This window comes from Collinsella aerofaciens (genome assembly GCF_020709435.1).
Lineage (GTDB): Bacteria > Actinomycetota > Coriobacteriia > Coriobacteriales > Coriobacteriaceae > Collinsella > Collinsella aerofaciens_AU.
The window spans coordinates 278,653-298,685 of sequence record NZ_JAJFDP010000001.1 but is presented as its reverse complement, the minus strand read 5'-3'; the positions used below and the strand labels follow the sequence as shown (position 1 = coordinate 298,685).

12 protein-coding genes are annotated in these 20,033 nt (G+C 54.7%); 6 read left to right on the top strand and 6 right to left on the bottom strand.

Going from position 1 to position 20,033, the window contains the following annotated elements; translation table 11 throughout:
* Positions 1-74 precede the first annotated feature (74 nt).
* A complete protein-coding gene (locus LK493_RS01275) occupies positions 75-266 on the bottom strand; it encodes a hypothetical protein (protein ID WP_227789852.1) in 192 nt (63 codons plus the stop codon).
* Between the two features lie 115 nt (positions 267-381).
* Here LK493_RS01275 and LK493_RS01270 point away from each other — a divergent pair, with 115 nt between their 5' ends.
* Complete coding sequence (locus LK493_RS01270; RefSeq protein WP_227789851.1) at positions 382-738, top strand: nucleotide pyrophosphohydrolase; 357 nt, start codon at positions 382-384, stop codon at positions 736-738.
* Complete coding sequence (locus LK493_RS01265; RefSeq protein ID WP_227789850.1) at positions 731-2,473, top strand: DNA/RNA helicase domain-containing protein; 1,743 nt, start codon at positions 731-733, stop codon at positions 2,471-2,473. Before LK493_RS01270 ends, LK493_RS01265 begins: the two co-directional genes overlap by 8 nt.
* Positions 2,474-2,559: 86 nt before the next feature.
* Here LK493_RS01265 and LK493_RS10270 read toward each other — a convergent pair whose 3' ends face one another.
* From LK493_RS10270 to LK493_RS01250, 3 genes are read right to left on the bottom strand one after another with little or no spacing between them, the layout of a single operon-like run.
* Positions 2,560-4,293, bottom strand: coding sequence for an ATP-binding domain-containing protein (locus tag LK493_RS10270; RefSeq protein ID WP_227789849.1), 1,734 nt, complete (start codon positions 4,291-4,293; stop codon positions 2,560-2,562).
* 2 nt (positions 4,294-4,295) lie between these two features.
* Complete coding sequence (locus LK493_RS01255) at positions 4,296-9,611, bottom strand: DEAD/DEAH box helicase (protein WP_227789848.1); 5,316 nt, start codon at positions 9,609-9,611, stop codon at positions 4,296-4,298.
* 12 nt (positions 9,612-9,623) lie between these two features.
* Complete coding sequence (locus tag LK493_RS01250; RefSeq protein ID WP_227789847.1) at positions 9,624-12,695, bottom strand: hypothetical protein; 3,072 nt, start codon at positions 12,693-12,695, stop codon at positions 9,624-9,626.
* Positions 12,696-13,398: 703 nt separating this feature from the next.
* Here LK493_RS01250 and serC point away from each other — a divergent pair.
* Together serC and LK493_RS01240 are read left to right on the top strand one after the other, a co-directional pair.
* Complete coding sequence (gene serC / locus LK493_RS01245; RefSeq protein ID WP_227789846.1) at positions 13,399-14,523, top strand: 3-phosphoserine/phosphohydroxythreonine transaminase; 1,125 nt, start codon at positions 13,399-13,401, stop codon at positions 14,521-14,523.
* 72 nt (positions 14,524-14,595) lie between these two features.
* Positions 14,596-15,759: a phosphoglycerate dehydrogenase gene (locus LK493_RS01240; protein ID WP_138374917.1), complete on the top strand. Its 1,164-nt coding sequence runs from the start codon at positions 14,596-14,598 to the stop codon at positions 15,757-15,759.
* Positions 15,760-16,108: 349 nt separating this feature from the next.
* Here LK493_RS01240 and LK493_RS01235 read toward each other — a convergent pair whose 3' ends face one another.
* Positions 16,109-17,158: a hypothetical protein gene (locus tag LK493_RS01235; protein WP_227789845.1), complete on the bottom strand. Its 1,050-nt coding sequence runs from the start codon at positions 17,156-17,158 to the stop codon at positions 16,109-16,111.
* Positions 17,159-17,300: 142 nt separating this feature from the next.
* Between LK493_RS01235 and LK493_RS01230 the strand changes: the two genes are divergently transcribed.
* Complete coding sequence (locus LK493_RS01230; RefSeq protein WP_227789844.1) at positions 17,301-18,533, top strand: M20 family metallopeptidase; 1,233 nt, start codon at positions 17,301-17,303, stop codon at positions 18,531-18,533.
* Positions 18,534-18,572: 39 nt separating this feature from the next.
* The gene (locus tag LK493_RS01225; RefSeq protein WP_227789843.1) at positions 18,573-19,256 is read left to right on the top strand and encodes a DUF1015 family protein; all 684 of its coding nucleotides are present in this window, start codon (positions 18,573-18,575) and stop codon (positions 19,254-19,256) included.
* A 129-nt stretch (positions 19,257-19,385) separates the two neighbouring features.
* Here the strand turns inward: LK493_RS01225 and LK493_RS01220 are convergent, their stop codons facing one another.
* Positions 19,386-20,021: a histidine phosphatase family protein gene (locus LK493_RS01220; RefSeq protein WP_227789842.1), complete on the bottom strand. Its 636-nt coding sequence runs from the start codon at positions 20,019-20,021 to the stop codon at positions 19,386-19,388.
* Positions 20,022-20,033 lie beyond the last annotated feature (12 nt).

The following is a 20,033-nucleotide window of genomic DNA, read 5'->3' as shown; positions in this document are numbered from 1 at the left end:
GACTCCATTGCGCCGGCTTATCGTGCATTTTCGCGCAGCTGCGGGTGCAGACGCCCCATCCCAAATTAGCTACCTTAGTCGTCGTCGACGGCAAAGTCGCGGAGGTCGAGACCTTCGCGTTCGGCTCGGTCTAGAAGCTCTTGAGGGGACTCATCCTCGATATCCATCATGTCGAGCATGGCAGCAGGAAAACCCACGCCCGCCGCGCTCCCCGCGCGGTCGAGCTGGCTCTCGCGCAGCTGATCTACATCGACTTCGACCTTCATGGTGAAACCTCCTACCGGGCAATCGCGACCGAACAAACCGTACGCCCCAAATGATGTGCAATAAACCCCAAATATGGCCATAATAAAACAATGGACATCAGGGAGGCTGCGGACGATGGATAAGCTCGATGCCATGACGGCACAAGTCAGGGACTTTTGCGATGCACGCGACTGGCGCAAATATCACACGCCAAAGGAGCTTGCCATCGGCATGGCAACTGAGTCCTCCGAGCTCCTTCAGCTCCTTCGTTTTATGAGCGACGAGCGCATTGCGGAAATGTTCGAAGACACCGAGCAACGCCAAGCCATCGAAGACGAAGTCGCTGACACGCTCATCTTTCTCCTACGTTTTGCCGATTTAAACGGAATCGATCTCCCAACTGCGCTCTCGTCCAAACTGATGCGCAATGGCAAGCGCTACCCCATCAACGCATCATCTGTCGAATACAGAAAGGCGGGCCACCGTGAGTAATGAGTTCGCCCTTCGGCAATACACGCTTCCCCTACCCCAGCCCTTTGAGACAAGCGAATCGCTTCAGGACTTTGGCACACCAAGGCCCGGATCCCACCATGACGAGAGTTGGCCCGTTCTCTACATTCTGACCAACAGTAAAAAGAAGACGGCATACATTGGCCAAACAACCAACTATCAACGCCGCATGAAGCAACACGCCGCAAACGTTGACAAGGATTTCGATCGAACGCTTCTGATCGACAACCCGACCTTCAATCAATCAGCGACATTTGAATTTGAAAACAGACTCATCGAACTGTTCTGCGCTGACGAAAAATACCAGGTAACCAATGGCAACAATGGCTATGCCCAATTCGATTACTTTGAGCGACCTCAGTACCGCCAGAAGTTCCGAACGCTATGGACAAAACTACGCGAAGAAAACTATGCAATTCACCCCATCGAAGAGCTCGAGAACTCCGATCTGTTCAAGTTCTCGCCTTTCAAAACGCTCACGCCCGATCAATATGAAACGATTGAGACGATTTACAAGCGTCTCGAGCAGGAACAGAAAGACGTTGAGCACGGCAGTCCCAAGAAGAAACGCGTAACCGTCGTAAACGGCGCGCCCGGAACAGGCAAAACCATCCTTGCCATCAGCCTCATGTTCAAAATCAAAAACGAACCCAAGCTATCCGGCCTGCGGGTCGGTTTCGTGACACCCATGGAGTCTCTGAGCAAGACACTCAAAAAGCTTACGCACTTCCTTCCCGGGTTAAAGCCCGGAGATATCCTGAGCCCCAGCGATGTTACCAAAAACGATCGGTATGACATCCTGCTTGTCGACGAGGCACATCGACTAGGAAACTGCTTAACCGCCGGCGCCGGCATCGGGGCTTTTTACAACACCTGCGATCGCCTCGGCCTTCCGCGTACGAGCAACCAGGTTGACTGGATATTCAAATGCTGTGACAAGGCGTACCTGTTCTATGACCCCAAACAGCAGGTTCGCGCATCCGGACTCAATCGAGACGGCCTTGAGCAGCGACTTAATCAGCTCGAAGAAAAGGACATTGAAACTGAAGAGTTCAGTCTGAGCACGCAAATGCGCGTGCGCGGTGGTGACGAATACCTCGATTTTGTCTACGACTTACTCGACAACAAGGCATACATGCATGCCGGCATGAAGTTCAAAGAACTCTTTTCATCGGAGCCTTACGATTCGCGAGCCGGCGATCCGGACAGCGATGTTCCCAGATACCAGTTTGGAATCATCGACCGATTTGAGGATTTCTGTTCCCTGCAGCAAGCCAAGGAAGAAGAAGTTGGTCTATCCCGCATGACGGCAGGTTTTGCGTGGAAGTGGGAAACGAAGAAACACAAAGACGCATTCGACATCGTCATTGAGGGCATCCCCAAACGTTGGAACTCGAGTCAAAAGGATTGGGTTAACTCCACCAACGCCATAAACGAAGTTGGATGCATCCACACGGTGCAGGGCTACGACCTCAATTACGGCTTCGTAATTCTGGGGCCAGACATTTACTACGACTACGACAAGGGGGCCGTCTGCATTAACAAGGCAAACTTCAAAGATGCCGTCGCCAAGAAAAAGGCGAGCGACGAAGACCTGCGAAAGATTATCGTCAACGCCTACTACGTCCTGATGACGCGCGGCATGCTAGGAACGTTTCTTTATGTATGCGACCCGGCGCTCAAGGAGTATTTGTCACGGTATATCCCGGTGATTTAGCGGCTGCCCACGCATGACATGAACAGCAGCGAAACCCCCAGGACACAATCCCGGGTTCACGAAGGGCTGCGGGGCGCGCCGGCACCCTATCCAACCAATACTGCCCCCAGAAGATTTGCGAACTTCTTGGCGGGGCGCCTATTCGCTTTTTCGCCCATCGCCACGAGCGCGTGGTTGCAGGCATCCTCATTCATGTCGCAAACAATTCTGAGCTCATGCCGCGCCCTTGAAGCAGCCGTATAAAACAAAGTTCCAGGCTCTGGCATGTAGCTCATGGACGGCTGTTCCCATAAGGCTTGATCAACATCAATCATAATTACCGCAGCAGCCTCCATCCCCTTGAACTTCCTCACCGTATGGACGGGAATCTTCTGACCTTTCCACCTCTTTAGGTTCTGGTCACCAGCGAAACAGCACGACAGCTTAGAGTTTTCCAGTGTCTTGCATGTGATAACCACAATGTCATTAATACCGGCGTTCTTGAGTAAATCAATGTGCTTATCCACAAATGCCTCTTGCGCGGCGGCGTCACAATTAATCATAAGCAATGGAGGTTTTCCGAGCCTAGCCATAACCTGCATTCTAAAACCGTGCGCTTCACCAAGAGCACTCAGGGAAGACTTCTCGATAGCCTCCGTATTCCGGCAGTTTACATAAAGCGTTAGCTTGCAATCGGCATCCATAAGGAAGCTGGGCATAGTTGAGCCTTGGACAAACTGCCTTTTATCGTAAAAGAGATACATCGTGCTTTCCGGCCTCGAATCCACGATAGAACGCAAGGTTTCGAGCACCATCGCATCTTCAATGGCTTTGAGGCCAAAGTCTTGGCCTTCGTCTATTACGATGTGCTGATAGGGAAACGAGTCAGGGTGCTCCATGAGCTCTTCGGTCAGGCAGGCATAGTTTGGCTCGAGAGAATTGCAGGCCTTGCAGGCGTAGCCCGGAATTGTATAGACGTCAATTTCCGGGACATCGTTGCACCTTCTAGTAATCTCTTCCTTCAAAAGCGAGTTAAAGCACAAAAAGAGAACCCTGCCCGTACAGGCGGCCTGCTTAGCTCTCTCAATTGCAATGAGAGTTTTGCCAGTTCCTGCCGCCCCGTTAATTACCGCTGTCTTCTGATCCTTTATGAAATTCAACACGCGAGCCTGCGAGTCCAGCAGCCTTGCGAACACGAAGTCGTTATATCGATAGTCCACCGAATTCGTCGGGACGATATCGAACTCCGGCAGGAGCACTTTATGCAAGACCTCTTTAGCCTCATCATTGGAAAGCCTCGTCTCCCTTCCTCCGACATCCATGCTCATGATGCGAACTATTTGTTGAGTTGGATCCCCAAGGTCCGTCTTGCACAGAGTAATATCGCGAGAAGCCTCGGGAGAGTAATCAATAAAACCAAGTTCATGTGCCCCCAGGGACGGAAGCCAAACCGCATGAGCGACCTTGCACCTACCGCAAAGCTCCCCTAATCCCACATCCTCAAAGCGTTTAATAAGCTTCCATTTAATACTATCAGCCTGTCGGAAAGGGCCACCGTGCCTCCTCATCGATATGCCACTTCCGTACAGCCACTCACCGTTTTCGCAGCGAATTCTCCCCGCTTTCGCCTCGATAACAAGAATGCCGAGCTTGCGATTAAACACGACGAAATCGGCTTCCCTCTGTTCAATAGCGTTTCCATCCACAATATCCAACATCTTGTATGAATGGATAACCGTAAAATCATCGGGAAGCTTACTCAACGCGTAATAAATCTCCCCTTCACGACTCCGATCGTCGAATTCAGCCGGGCCAAGGCTCGGTATCATTCTTGCAGCCACAGTTATGCCTCTTTATAAATCGCGCCCATCACATCTTCGGCAGAGCACTCGCCAACGACAAACAGGCTCCAGCCCGAAACGTTGCGCCAGGCGGACCCAAATACCTTTTTAAAATCGCCCGCTGACTCCTCGTCAAGAAGAATGACCTTGGACTTGCGCCAAACAAGCGTGGCGTAAGCGCTGTCGCCGTCAGCATCAGATAGCTCCACATCTTTGTCCGGAGTCTCCCAGCGCAAATGCGAATCGCAGCTCGTCATTTCACGAATCAACTCGATCCACTCCTCCGAAGAATTAGATCGGATTGACAGCTTTATCGCTTCAGCCAGCGACAGCGCCTCGTTGTTCGCACCTTCATCAGAGGCCCATAGCTCAAATCCATCAACTGGGTTGGGGACACCAGCCTTGTAATCGAGCTCTTTATCCTCATCGGCATTACCAGCAAAACGGCCGGATGACGAGGCAGTAAGAAGAGCTCCCAAAATTCGTTTTGCAGCCCCGCGGGAAAGATTCGCCTGCACAACTTGGTTGTAATAATTTGCAATACAACCGTAGCAGCAAGTTTCTTCACCACAACCGCAATGGCCATCTACGACCTTATAGGCTTCTTCAATTAGATCCGTCACCTCTTTGCTGAGCTGGCGTACATGACCGGCTCCTCCGGGCACGTCATCATAGATGAGTATTGAGAAGCTGCCTGCATCATTTTTGTATGTAGTCCCTCCGAGTTCGGTCTCGGGAACCTCGAGGATTTTGGCCGCAGCGGTAAACAGTGCCCACATCACAGCTTCCCAGTCGCCATCGCTGCAAACTGTCGCCTCATCGAAATCAAATACGAGCTCGAGGACGTCGCTCACAAATGCCGTACCCAGTGCACTGAACCTATTAATCTTTGGAGCAGTGCCGCTCTTCTCGCACCAGTAGGTATGTTGGATCTTCTCCCCACCAACAGCAGCGCGATTGCAGTAAGAGCAGACTTGGAAGCCCTTAGCAGGGCTATTGAGCACACAAAGTTGCCCGTTCTCGGCATATTTTACTTTCACCGCACCGCCAGGAAAACAAAACTCCCTGGTCGCAGTCTCGTTAGGCCAGTGCTGGCTAAAGTGCACCGATGCATACCCCTTTGGCCTCGGCCTTCTAAGCCCTATGCCTTTTTTGTTTTCCGTGCCGACAAAACCATAGGAAGGTATGAGCATATTCTTTTCGAGAGCAAACTCGGTATGGCAAACGGGACACTCGCCTTTATCACTGTAGTTTTCAATGGGCCATACAAATGTTTCGCAATTTGGACACTTTCCATACCTGCGCTTTCGCAACTCTTGCCCTTTCGGCTTTCTGAGTCCAACGGACTTCCAAAGCGTCTTGCCGGCAACGATTTCCGCCCCCGGTGCATATTCCCTAATGGCTTGACGCATACCCCTAGAAAGCTCGAGCCTGTTCTCACCTACAGAATTCTCGATATCAAGAAGATGGAGCTCTACGAGATCAGTCGGAAACCCGTACTTAGGCAATACTCCGCTCTCGGCAAGAATTGCGATAGTTCTCTCCTTCTTGAGCGCATCCCTAGACTTTAGAAGCTTGGATGCGAGAATGTCGTTGACGCCCATATTCAGCTCAATACCATCCTGAATACGCTCAAAATCAGCATGCTTAAGGCTATGCGCAAGGAGAAGCCTGCCACCGCTTCCGCTCTCAGCCGAATCGATTGGCCCAACGAGCTTTGCTATCCACCCCCACTCGTTTACGCCAACTTCTTCCGCCACAGGCATGCCTTGCGGAACAACGCGGACGAGCTGTTCATAGACACTCTTTGGCCGCGATGCAAGGAAGCGGCGAAGATCTTCGAGGCCTTCCGGCTCCGATTTAGAAAGATCCATAAAGTCGTTGTATCCATGAGAGTAGTCTTTGCCCAAGCTCCGGCTCGCGTAGCGAAAGAACTCAGACATAGCGACGGCGAAAACATGCCGTATCGCAATGGCATCGTTATTCAGATAACACATTGGCACTCTCGTGTTGCCGCCAATTATCTTGGCTGGGTCCTCAAAGTACGCGACATCATGGGGCCGCAAGCGAGCAAACGTGATGGCATATCCAGGCTTGCCAGCGCGGCGTCCAACGCGACCGGCTCGTTGCGTATAATTCGCGGTACTAGGTGGAACGTTTCTCATAAAAATGGCCCTCAAATCGCCAACGTCCACACCCAGCTCAAACGTAGTCGTGCAACTCAAAACATTAACGTTGCCTTTGATAAATTCGCTCTGTATTTCTCTAGCCTTTTTGGATGACAGCTGTGCCGTATGTTCCTCAATGTCGAGGGGAAGCGCCTCATCTTGATATACCGTTTTATAAAAGCGGTCCTTGTTTTTTGCCTCTGCGAAGCTCATTTTCACCATCGTACCGTTGCATTTCGTTGTCGTGCAAACGCCACGTGTATCTAGGTGAGTCTCACATCCACACGCATCGCAACGATAGACAATATCATCGTTGGAGTGCGGATACATAGTCCAAATATCTCTGCTGAGCCTAAAGTGTTCAGGCGAATCAATCAAATATCCTTCGCCCTTAAATAGCCTGCAACTCAGATACTCCCCCATAAACTGGAAAAGACTTTGCAGAATCGGGCGAACGTCCTCACGGGTCAGCTCGATACCGTGGACCCTTTTGACGTACTTGCGAATAAAGGCGCTGCGCTTGTTTTCTGTACCACGTACAGCATCTCCCGCGAAATAAACGATATCCCTAGACGCAGAGCTGCCTCTCTCAAGCACGACAAGGTTGCCGCGCTTCTCATGATTGTTTCTGAGCTCAGGGACCCCTTCAGGAACCTCGATAACGTTTTTCTCTCGGAGCAGTTCAAGACAGGTCCTTACAAACAAAATGTAGTCTTCGCATGAAAGCCAGGTGACCCCATCGGCATTAAGTATATCCACTTGCCTTGCGACAAGCTTTTTCGCCCCAGGATGGGAAAACCCCTCGTTAAATTCAGTAGGCTCGATCCTTACAACGCCAAGGCCTTCAAGGCTGTTCCGCGAATCCTCAGCCGCAAGCTCATCGAGAATCCAGGCCGTCGCCTGGCCCCTCTTGTTGGAACCCAAGACCCCCGGATATCGCCTCTTTGCAACACTTGTTATCCAATCAATAACTGAGCTCGGCTTACAGCCCTCACCGTCGCGGGACAGGGCCTCCACCGCTTCTCTTATCAGCTGACGACGTGTGATGTTTCCATAAGTTCTGTCCATTGCGGGCGCGAAGAAAGCCGCGTCCTGGCGCTTGTCCAAGAAGCAAATAACACTTCCGGCCCTGCGCTCTTCATCGAGGTCTGCGAACAAATCATCCTCGTCAGCTTCCTCCTCATCAAAAGGCGGAATATCCCTGACCAGGTCGTAACAGACGACACTGCCTGCAGCTTCAGGCGAAACGCGCATTGGCTGAATTGCCACAACGGACTGATATCCACAATGACGACAACGCGCCTCTGCTTCATCTGCTTGTTTTTTCTCGTTTTGGTTGAGCGCAATTGGGATGCGCGCAACAATCTCATGCTCGAAACGATGAGCACCACCCTCGGCTTCATGATACAAAGACCCGCATATCGGGCACAGCCATTGGATCTTCTCATCGGGATCTCTCTCCGATTCGCCAGAGAGAAGACGGTAGTAGACTCTCGGAAGAAACTCGTCGTCGGAATCCGTTCCTTCGTGTCGAGGACTTAGCCACGCAGTCTTCACCTCGGGATCAGAGCTCTCCTCACCAAGGATGTATGCCTGCCCACAATGGCGACAGACCGACACCTCATATACAGGAGTATCGTTTTCATCGTCATAATGCTCCGCAATCGTTTTATGAGGAGTCAGCTTACGTGTATGCAGATTTAAATAGATGCCCTCAGGAGCACGCAAGAAGGAATGGTAGCGACTCGTAAGAATGGGAACATCCTTGGAGCGCTGCGCAGAGGAAAGCACCTCAACCATAGCAGTGAGGATTTCCACACCCCTCTTATCTCCCGCGAGCTCTTCGATCTCAAGCTCCTCAATGGTGTCAAGATCAGTGAGGTCGAAAAGACGCTCGCAGCGTCTCACCAGTTTTGCCGCAGACGATTCACCCAGAAGGATCTTTCCTAGTCCCATTAGGGGGGACTCGCCGTCTAGTCTCGCTACAACCTCTTCAGGAGCTCCACCAGACGTGAGCGTGCTGCGAATGTCTTCTACGCTTGCGTTTTCAGGATCGGAAAGTTCCCTGCGAAGTTCCGCCCAAGTGTCTAAAGAAAGCGTGCCCCAAGGCTTTTCGTCAAGGGCATCTTGGGGCTGATCTTTCTCGCTCGTGATGACGTCAAGATTCGCGGGGTCACTTGAGAAGACCTCTCCAAAAAGATCCTGAGCAAATATAGCTACCTTAGGCATATCCTCTTCTGAGCCAATTGTTGCGGAGGTTGCATAACAATGAAGCTTGGGCAGTTCTCCCGTTTCCGATTCGATACGAGCCTTTACTCGTCGCAGCAAATATGCGATTTCGGTGCCAAGCGCGCCTGAATAAACGTGCGCCTCATCGATGGCGACATGCCGCCAGTTTGCACCAAATGCCCCTTCGAACAGCGGCGCATCCTCCGGACGTAGAAGGAGATACTCAAGCATAGAGTAGTTTGTAAGCAAAATGTTGGGTGGGTTCTCACGTATTTTCTCGCGAGAGATGATTTCATTTGGCAGTCTAGTTTGATCCGGGTTTTCGTCTTTCCACTTACGGAGAGCCACGGACTCTTTCTCCTCAGTGTCGCCGGTATAACGCCCGAAGGTGACATCGGTCCCCTTCAGCAACTGACGCAATCGTTTAAGCTGATCGTTTGCAAGGGCGTTCATCGGGTAAAGAATCATGGCACGGACGCCAGCGGAACGCCCGCTCTTTTCGAATTCTGAGAGGATGTCATTCAGAATCGGAAGCAAAAAGCACTCAGTCTTGCCCGAACCCGTACCCGTAACGACGGCGTAGTTACGTTCGGCAACGCTCTTTTCAATAGCCTTAACTTGATGCACATATAAGGGGCGATAGGGGTCAAAGTTATGCGTCTCCCCTCCGCCTAAACTCATCATGCCCTTGCAAAGTAGCCCCTCGTCCACCAGTTCGGCCACAGTTTTATCCTTGCGGTACGGAGGCGCCGCCTCAAGAAAAGGTCCCTTTGCAAGATATCCCGGCTCGCAAAGAATCGTCTCAAGCTGCTTCTGCAAATCCGCGTCATCAAAGTGAATAGTGGTAGCGATGTACTCGCGATAAGAGTCCTCCACTTTGCGCGCGGTCTCAATGGGATTGAATTCTTTCACATTCGTCATTATTTGCTCCCGCTAGTTAAGATTGATTCTTGTCGCATATTCTCTCCGGGAGTCCCCAAAGAAGTCGCTCGGAGACATTTCGACGGCAACCCCCCTCTTGCTGCTCAGCTGCCTTACCACGCTGGGTGGAAGAAAGACCTCTGTAGAGCCCTTTTCTGCAGAGGCTGTAGCAATTGGCTTATCGTCACTTTCCTCATACTTAGAAATCCTAAAGAACCTGAAATGGATGTCGCATAAGGGCTTGCCTTCAAACCGAAGAACATATCCAAGGGATTCGGCTGGCAATAGCTTCCACCCGTTAATGCCGAGCCCTTCGGCACAGTCAAGCATTTGAACATCGGTCCAGGCTTGCTTCAGTTCTCCCGTTGACACGTCATCGCCGTAGCACAGAGACAGCTTCAGGGGAAGACTGACGGACGCCTTATAATCAGCTTGTTGAAAGAGGCTTGCATGCCTAAAGAGATTGAATCCGTATTCGCCAGGCTGCATGAGGTTCTTGAAGAAAAGAGGTTTTGAACCGAGCATCACTAGCACGGCCCTGTTGTACCTCCAACCATAGGAGACAATCTTGAAGTTTGCCGCACTGGGACCGAGCTCCAACGCATCTGCCAAACAGATTGGGCGCTCTTCGGACAGATTCGCAAGTCTGCCTGGCATGTCAACGTCTATTGCAGCAAGGGCCAGTTTGGCATCGGTCTCTTTACCACTTTCTCTCGACCTAATGCGAACATGCAAGAAATCATCCTTCAGAAGCGCCTTCGCTTCATAGTGCTCCCATGCATTGAGAGAATCGAGCCTCCCACATTCGCCTTTCGCGTCGTCGTCTTCGTAAACGGGCGCGACATCAATGGGGAGGCACGCTTGGAAGCCATATTCCGCCACAGCGCGCCCATGATCAATGCTGATGGACAGAGGCCTAAAAGCTTGTATGGGCACCACCGTAAATCGGTAGCGAAAAACGACCTTGCCAGCGGCAGATTTCTGCCTCGCCTCAATGATGCACTCTTCGATATGCCGACTGAATAGACTCGTTTTTGAGGGATCGAATACTATTCTTGCAGAACCCGAATTATCAGCATCGTCTTCCCATATGGCAGAACGCGGCATCGACACCCGCTCTCCATCGCAGCAGCATATAATGTCCAAGTCTTTTAGGGCACTCGCGCCATCAAGCGCCTCAATGCTCACAGAGGGAAGGCCGTCGTTTGTATTAAGCTCGTTCGGAATACACCCATACAAGTCAACGCCGTCGCTCGTCTCTCCGATAATGCGTTGTTTATCAATCTTTGCGACATATCGTTCTTGCCAAAAGGCAAGCTCCTCGCCCGAAAGCACGTTAACAACCGAACCTGACGAACCGGGTTCAACGTCATAGATATAAATCTGATTATCGTCCCAATCACCAGAAGTCTCATACTCCGAGACGGCTTTCATGCCTTGACCGGGAACGATTTTGTACCCATCTTTTACAATATACGCGATGCGACGCTTTTTCGTTAACCGCTCGCTCTTGCCGCGCAAACGGTAAAAGCCCTTACCATCCTTTATAAATTCAAAACACCCGGGCTTATTCCTACTAAACGACTGGCTCAACGAACTAAGCTCGATATAGTCACCTGCTCGCTCATCTTTATGCATGAGCTTCAATTCCACGTCGTAACGAGCGCGAGGGTTAACGGCAATGCTAACGGCATTTAAAATGCATTTTCCGACACTCATATCGAATTCAGAACTTGCCTTTAGCTCGCCGTCAACATAATAGTCGATCTTGTCGCCAGCAAAACGCAGCGGAAATTGTTGACGCGGCCAGCGCATGGTCACAACACCCTCGGATAAATCCAGCTGCAAGCTGGCAATAGGAAGATAGATCAATCGATGGGCGCCATTTCTCCGTCCTTGGGAAGAACCAGTGGCCTTTCCTTCGGTCGTCGAGGACGGCACGCGTTCTTGATTGTCACGAAGAGCCTGCATTGCGGCTTCAGGCAGACCGAAACTAGACAGCATCGTGTAGCGGCTTCCGACCCTATTTGAGTCCACAATTTGCGCCGCCACACGCATGGACGCCTCAAATAATGGAGCAATGGTTGAATCGGGAGCTTTCTCAAGAATGTTAAGAACCGCCTTTTCGGGAGCATACCGACTCTCAGGGTTCTTTAGCTCCCTAAGAACAGAGTGACCGTCCATCTCTCCGCCAAAACCTAAACCGCCTTGAGAGACTTCCCGCGCGAGCGGAAGTAATTTTTCCCACAGGTTTGACCAGGAATCTTCCGATAAGCCTCCGTGGAGAAGAGTAGTGTAGAAGTAGTAATTAACCTCCTCATCGCGGCCATACAAAGGCATTCCACGCTCTTCAACATGTTTAATAAAAATGTGCTTTACTATCCCCTGCACGCCGCCGTCGCGAATGCCAAGACTGGCAAAGAAGTTGCCCCACAGATTATGGCCATTGAATACCCTACGCGCCTTGTCGGCAACATAAACCATAAAAGCGTTAGGCAAACACCTATCAATCAGCATCAGAACAATGCAAGGTTTTGTTGGATAACGTTTTATGAGCTCTTCAAAAGCTGCGCTGAGGTCATCAAGGTCTGTTGAGAATTCCTCAAATACCTGATAAACCATGACGTTTTCAGACCTAGATTCCAGGTCGTCGAAGGCACCCCGAGATCTTTCTTCAAATTCCTCCAGCTTTGCTGAAAACAGCCCATGGGAGCGCGTAAGCGGAAAGCGGCTCAAGTCATATTCATATTGCTCAATCGAAGACGTTGCCTCGGCCTTTGGCTCGTGAGGAAGTCGGCATTTCAGCGGGGCCTTCACGCTCGCTGGTTTCTCGACCATCTTGGGCTGAAGCATAGAAGCAGCAAAGGCGTCCGGGGCCGCACGGTATTTCTTTCGCATCTTAATGATTGAATCGGCATATCTGCTATCGAAACGAGCGTCTATCTCTTTATCGGTAAGAGACAAAAGATCGGGCAAGTAGCAAAAACCAGCATTCTGGATTGAACGCTTTAGCCGCACATCGTCAAAACTAAGCTCCGAGATGGGCGCCTTCTCCAGACTCTCCAAGTAGTTCGCTTCGCTCATCAGCATCCCCTATGCCACAATCGCATTTGATGCCACCATTTTTGACCTTTTATTAACACTGGTCTGGCGCAACGTGCTTTTAATCATACCGTGAGGCACTCATGTAGCCCGAAGAACAAAGACGCCCAATAGGGCTGTTTCTGCAGACGGTCGCTATCATCCGGCGAACAGCCTATGGGAGTGCCGGCCATAACTCGAGCGCACTTTTATTGCGCAACAAAACCGAAGCAAATATGATCCAATTATGAAGCTAGGAACGTAAATCAGCAGTCCGGGAGCCCGAGTACTCCCAGTGGCACTACGTTTTGCCCCATGTCTGCGCGATACCAGCGCGTTATCATCGATATCGATTGAAGAGGACGGCGTTACAGAGGGATTCCGTATGCCAGTTGAAAGAACAGATCCATTCTTGCCAAACATCCCTGGCTTAATAATCGACAACCGCCACGGGATGAATAGAACCATCCAGCAATCCATCGCTCGTGGCTACGACGACCTCACCAACGGCCGCGTGCGTCCTTGGAAGCAGGCGAAGGTCGAGGCGGATCGGATGCGAGCCATCAGGTAAGGTCACCCCTCCCCCATGTAACCATCCTGTAAATCATAGCGGCGCAGTCCAGTTTTACCGTGATACGGTCGCGCCTTGCGCTCCACTATGCTAAAGTATCCCGAACGTTCAAACGACTACGAGGGGAACTAGAAGATGGCACGTGTGCACAACTTCTCAGCTGGCCCGGCCGCACTGCCCACAAGCGTGCTCGCCGAGATCGCCGACGAGATGATGGACTACCGCGGTTGCAGCATGTCCGTGCTCGAGATGAGCCATCGATCTAGCATGTACCAGCAGATCATCGACGACGCCGAGGCAACCCTGCGCCGCCTGCTGAGCATCCCCGACAACTACCGTGTCCTGTTTTTGCAGGGCGGCGCCACGCTACAGTTTGCGGGCATCCCCATGAACCTCATGCGCCGCGGCCGCGCCGGCTACGTCGTGACCGGCAACTTTGCCAACAAGGCGTACAAAGAGGCCGCCAAGTACGGCGAGGCCGTGCTGCTCGCGAGCTCCGAGGACACCAACTTCGACCGCATCCCCGACATGGCCGACATCAACACGTGCATTGCCGCCGAGGCCGCGGGCGACGGGCTCGACTACGTCTACATCTGCCAGAACAACACCATCTTTGGCACCATGTTCCACGAGCTGCCCGATTGCGGCGACGTACCGCTGGTCGCCGATGTCTCGAGCTGCTTTTTGTCGCAGCCGCTCGACGTCGAGCGCTACGGACTCATCTACGCCGGCGCGCAGAAAAACGCCGGCGCCGCGGGCGTAACCGTGGTTATCGTGCGCGACGACCTGATCGCTGACGGCCCGGCCTTTGCGCAGACGCCGCAGTACCTGGACCTTAAGACCCAGGCCGCCAAGGGCTCCATGCTCAACACGCCCAACACCTTTGGCATCTACGTGTGCGGCAAGGTGTTCCGTTGGGTGGAGCAGACCGGCGGACTTGCCGCCATGGCCGAGCGCAACTGGGCCAAGGCCAACCTGCTCTACGACCTGCTCGAGCAAAGCGAGCTGTTCCATGGCATCGCGCAGGAGGACAGCCGCTCCATCGCCAACGTCACGTTCCGTACCGGCGACGCCGAGCTCGACGCCGCCTTTGTTGCGGGCGCGGCAGAGCACCAGATCCAAAACGTCAAGGGCCATCGCCTCGTCGGCGGCATGCGCGCCAGCGTGTACAACGCCGTCACCATGGAGGACGTGCAGGCACTGGCCACGTACATGAAGGACTTCGAAGCGCAGCATGGTTTGAGCCCGCGATCTAACTAGCCCGCAACCCGCGGGCCGACCAGCCACCTCAGACCACCCTGTTTAGATCAAAACCTGCTAAGGAGTTTTTCCATGCGTAAGATTAAGACCATCGACGACATCACTAAAGACGGCAAAGTCGAGTTTGGCGAGGGCTACGAGTTTGTAAGCACCGCCGAGGAGGCCGACGCGATCCTGATGCGCTCGACCGACCTGCACGGCTACGAGCTGCCCGAGGGCATCCGCGCCATCGCCCGCTGCGGCGCCGGCGTCAACAACATCCCCGTCGAGGAGTACGCCAAGAAGGGCGTCGTCGTCTTTAACTCCCCCGGCGCCAACAGCAACGCCGTCAAGGAGCTCGTCCTGGGCATGCTGGTGCTTTCGAGCCGCGGCGTCGTGCAGTCGATGAACTGGGTGCGCGACAACGCCGACGACCCCGAGATCCAGGTCGACGCCGAGAAGGCCAAGAAGGCCTTTGTGGGCCGCGAGCTCAAGGGCAAGCGCATCGGCGTCATCGGCCTGGGCAACGTGGGCTCCAAGGTCGCCAACGCCTGCGTCGATCTGGGCATGGATGTCTACGGCTACGATCCGTTCATTTCCGTTGAGCACGCGTGGGTGCTGAGCCGCGAGGTGCAGCGCGTGGGCACGCTCGAGGACCTGTGCCGCGGCTGCGATTACCTCACGGTGCACGTGCCCAGCAAGGCCGACACCATCGGCATGATCAGCACCGAGCAGATCAACCTGCTGGCCCCGGGCGCCGTGCTCATCAACTACGCGCGCGAAACCATCATTGACGAGGACGCCGTCGACGCCGCCCTGCGCGAGGGCAAGCTGAGCTGGTTTAGCTGCGACTTTGCCACGCCCAAGACCGTCAAGATGCCCAACACGTTTATCACCACGCACTCGGGGGCCGGCACTGGCGAGGCCGAGGCCAACTGCGCCGATATGGCCATCAGCGAGCTCAAGGATTACTTGGAGAACGGCAACATCGCGCACAGCGTCAACTACCCCGCCTGCAGCATGGGCAAGGCGCGCGCCGCGAGCCGCATCGCCTGCCTGCACGCCAACGTGCCCAACATGATCGGCCAGATCACGGCCATCCTGGCCAAGGACAACGCCAACGTGCAGCGTATGACCAACGAGTCCGCCGGCGAGAACGCCTACACCATGTTCGACACCGACGAGCACCTGGACAGCAGCACCATCGAGGCACTCAAGCAGATTCCGTCGATGTATCGCGTGCGCGTGATCAAATAGCGACGGCGCCAAGCCTGCTAGACAGGCCATGAAGCCCATTCGCCCCCCGTTTTCACGAAACGGGGGCCGATTTCTTTGCTCCGGCTGGTTTTGAAAATGCTACCAAGAAGAAGTTTTTTCGGATAATCGACAGTCATGTCCAAATCACTGAGCGCACCTGCTTTGATAAACAGATTTATCAGGGGCTTTAGTAGGTAAAAATCGATCTCTATATACCACATCCAAGTTGACTGTCTATTTTCCGAAACAACTTGTTCTGGATAGCATTTTTAAAGCCCTTCCAAGGCGAAACTGAAGCCTTTTTTGCGCCCAAAACTCTAGCTCGCGCGACCGTTTTCCACCCGCACGACTACATTCCCGCCCAATCGATAAAAATCTCCTCACGAAGCCGACGTTCAAGCTCCTGCTGCCGCGGCGTCTTGTCTTTCAACGGCGCATCGAGATAGGACATGATGAGCTCCATCACCACGCGGAAGGCATCGGGGTCGGCCAGCTGGCCATAGGTCATCAGAACGACGGGATATCCCATCGCTTGCAAGGCCGTCGTTCGGTCGGAGTCAGAGATCTTGGATTCTATCGATCCGTGTATGGCTTTACCCTGGCATTCAACAAGGCACTCTCGGCTGCCGTCCTTATTTGCCAGCAGGATATCGGCATAGCGCCTATCAAGCCCCGAAATCAGGCGGGCGCTGCGCGTCATACGAATCTCAACGTTATTGGTAAGGCGCAGCCCTTCGCCGCCGCGCAACCTCGTAAGGCCAAACAGCATCGAAGCCTGGACCTCGAGCGGCGATGCCGCCACCCCCGTAATGCATTTCGCGGCTCGTATGAACGATTTAGCGCCGCGGAGCCCCCGGATCTTATCGACGAACTCTGCAAGCTCAGAGAGCTCGATCAAGGGCGGTCGTTTCCACAAGTCCGTTGGATTCCCCGAGACGTCCTTTACGTTTTCCCAGCCCAACCGTGCGTCACCCCACCGGCCCCCATATGCCTGCACAAGTGCCGACTTTACCTGAGGCGCAATCTTGCACACGGCAAAGGTGCCGCACATCTCATACATGCACATGATCAGGCGCTCATTTGAGACCGAGGAAGCCAGGGTCAGCAGGGTAAAGAGTGGAGACGCGACATCGAGGCCAAACTCTGTCTGCCGCACGGAGCCAAACGGCCTCTCCCCGTTCCAAACATGCCTGACAATGCGATCGCCCTTACGTCCGCAGCTGCCCTGCGCCAAAACGCGTAACGGGGTGCCCAGGAAATGCTTGACGAGCGGGTGCTCGCAAAGGCGCTCCCTGCGCGGATCGTCCGCAGAATCGGGCAGGTCCGGCATTATCGCCAAGACCTGTGGAGGTATCCGGTGATACCGAAAGGCAGAAATGTCGCACAGCATGTCGTCCATAAAGGCTACGTACCCACTGCTCCGTTTGTGAACCCACTTGGACGGCAAGCGCGTTGGCTCGGCCTGCGAACGGTAAATACTGCTGCGCGCACGCCGCGGATCTCTCAGGAGGCTTACAATCGGTTTGGAAAGCAGACTGATTGTGAGGTTGCATATGGTTGACGAGGACTTTGCCTGGCGGCTTACGCAAGGGCTCGTGCGGATCGACAGTTCCGACCCAGGTGCGTATGAGGGCGAGATCGAACAACATATCAAAGGCCTGGTCGAGGCGTATATTGCCAAACTCGATTCGCCTGCGTTGGACGCCGCAGAGGTACGCGAGCTCGAAGTACTCCCCGGACGCCGCAACCTTATGGTCACCGTGCCCGGTTTGAGCGACGAGCCATGGCTCGTCTACATCTGTCACATGGATACCGTCACCTTGGGAGACGGCTGGGGCGCAGGCATTCCGCCGCTCGGAGCAATCGTGTGTGACGATAAACTCTACGGCCGCGGCGCCTGCGATATGAAGGGTGGCCTGGCCTGCGCCATTGCCGCACTGGTCCATACGCTCGAGCGCGTGGCGACAAGCGGTAAGCCGCCTCAACGTGGCTTTTCGCTCATCTGCTCGGTCGACGAGGAAGACTTTATGCGCGGCTCCGAGGCCGCCATCGATGCCGGCTGGATCGGCTCGCGCGAATGGGTGCTGGATACCGAGCCCACCGACGGACAGATTCAGGTGGCGCACAAGGGACGCACATGGTTCGAGATTGAGATGACCGGCGTGACGGCACATGCGAGCCAGCCTTGGAAGGGCGCCGACGCCGTCGCCGCCATGGCCGAGGTCGTGTGCTCACTTCGTCGCGCGTTTGCGGCGCTGCCTCTGCATAAGGAGCTGGGGCCTTCGACTGTCACATTTGGTCAGATCGAGGGCGGCTATCGCCCCTATGTCGTGCCCGACCACGCCAAGGTCTGGGTCGACATGCGCCTAACGCCGCCGACCGATACGGCCGCCGCGACACGCATGGTCGAGAAGGCCATCGCCGGCGCTGAGACCGCGGTTCCCGGTTGCCATGGAAGCTATACCGTGACGGGCGATCGCCCCGCCATCGAGCGCGATCCAAGCTCTCCCCTTCTAGCCGCGCTCAAGCGTGCCGCCGATGACGTGACGGGCGCGGACACGACCATCGGCTTCTTTACCGGCTACACCGACACTGCCGTCATTGCCGGCAAGACAGGCAACCGAAACTGCATGAGTTACGGCCCCGGCTCGTTAGCGCTCGCGCACAAGCCCAACGAGTATGTGCCCCATGCCGATATCATTCGCTGCCAGAACGTACTCATCGCGCTTGCCGACAACACGCTCTGGGGCGCGAACGGGCAAGTTGGGGCATAATAAGCCGCGAACAAACCGATTCACACGTTAGGACCGCCCATGAAAGCACTTCCGTTTCCCTGCATCCGCCCGGCTCAGGACCGCGTGCTCGAAGCGCTGCCTGCGATGGGCGGCATCCTGAGCGGCAACGATGCCCTGCGCGGCGCCATCGCCGACGGCCTGATGCTCAAGGATCCAGGCGCGGCGTATTACGTGTACGAATGCTCGGACGAGCCGGGTCGCGTGACGGGTGTCGTGGCTATTTGCCCGATGAGTGTACTTGCGGGCGGCAAGGGCGACGCCGGTGATGAAGCACTCGCCGCTGCGCACGCGATCGCCGAACTCAAAGTTCAGCCCCGCCCCGTGTCGCTCGCCTACGAAGCCTCGCCCGTCATGGATATCATCCTCGGCGCCGCCAAAGAGGGCGCTTCGCTCTACGCCGTCACCGACCCCGCCGGCATTACGCACCGTGTGTGGGAGGTCAAGCGCGAGGACGCCGTTGCCGCCATCCGCGCCATGCTCGATCAGGCACCGAAGCCGACGCCGGCAGACGACCCCGCCTACGCCGCCGCTCTGACCGGGGCGTCGCAGCTGCTAACCGATGAGGCCCGTGCTGCCGGAACGTACACCGGCAAGGAGCCGTTCAACTTTACCGTGGCCGCACTCTTCCCCGCCGCGCAGGTCGCCGGCGGCGCACCGCAGGTCCCGACGGGCCTGCTCACTCACCAGATCTCGCGGTTCTAGCGGACTCAAACGCGAAGCTGAAAAACCCGGCATCCAAACAAACAAGGGGCGGAGATGCAGCAAATGCATGCATCTCCGCCCCTTTCGCATCAAACAATTACGCCGGCAAACCGCATCGCCACGTCCGCGCTACCCCCGCTGCGGGCCTGCTGCCGCCACGAGCGGCTCAAGCCCCAGCTCGCGCGCGTAGTCTTCCTGCGTAAAGATCTCAACCAGTTCAAACGTATCGGTCGCATCATCAAACACGAAGTGCAGCACCGAGCAGTTGCCCGGCACACGGTCGCGCTCGTCTGCCGCCGCACCCTTCACGTGGTCCATGAACTCCTTGATAGCCGAGCCGTGGCTTACCGCGAGCACGCACGTATGGTCCGGACGCTGCATAAGCTCGGTCAACGTCGCCACCATGCGCTCGCGCACTTGCATCTGGCCCTCGCCGCCAAACTGGCAATAGAAGTCGCGCCACGGGCGCTCGGGCATGAGCATCACGCGCTCGGCCTCAAAGTCGCCAAAGAACCACTCACGCAGGCCGTCCAGGCGCTCGTACGCCAAGCCCGGCCACAAGTTGGCGATAGTCTGCTCGGTGCGATGAAGTGTGGAGGTGTAGGCATGATCGGGCTCAATGCCGCGCGCACGCAAAAACATGCCGGCACGCGCCGCCTGGTCGCATCCCAGCTGCGTAAGCGGCGAGTCACTCCAGCCCTGAATAATGCGCTTGAGGTTAAATATCGTCTGGCCATGACGGACCAGATGCAGGTCTTTATTCATAGGGGGTCCTTT

Coding starts and splice junctions, on each gene's coding strand:
- LK493_RS01275 (WP_227789852.1), bottom strand. CDS start 266: ATGAAGGTCGAAGTCGATGTAGATCAGCTGCGCGAGAGCCAGCTCGAC.
- LK493_RS01270 (WP_227789851.1), top strand. CDS start 382: ATGGATAAGCTCGATGCCATGACGGCACAAGTCAGGGACTTTTGCGAT.
- LK493_RS01255 (WP_227789848.1), bottom strand. CDS start 9,611: ATGACGAATGTGAAAGAATTCAATCCCATTGAGACCGCGCGCAAAGTG.
- LK493_RS01250 (WP_227789847.1), bottom strand. CDS start 12,695: ATGAGCGAAGCGAACTACTTGGAGAGTCTGGAGAAGGCGCCCATCTCG.
- serC (WP_227789846.1), top strand. CDS start 13,399: ATGGCACGTGTGCACAACTTCTCAGCTGGCCCGGCCGCACTGCCCACA.
- LK493_RS01240 (WP_138374917.1), top strand. CDS start 14,596: ATGCGTAAGATTAAGACCATCGACGACATCACTAAAGACGGCAAAGTC.
- LK493_RS01235 (WP_227789845.1), bottom strand. CDS start 17,158: ATGGACGACATGCTGTGCGACATTTCTGCCTTTCGGTATCACCGGATA.
- LK493_RS01225 (WP_227789843.1), top strand. CDS start 18,573: ATGAAAGCACTTCCGTTTCCCTGCATCCGCCCGGCTCAGGACCGCGTG.
- LK493_RS01220 (WP_227789842.1), bottom strand. CDS start 20,021: ATGAATAAAGACCTGCATCTGGTCCGTCATGGCCAGACGATATTTAAC.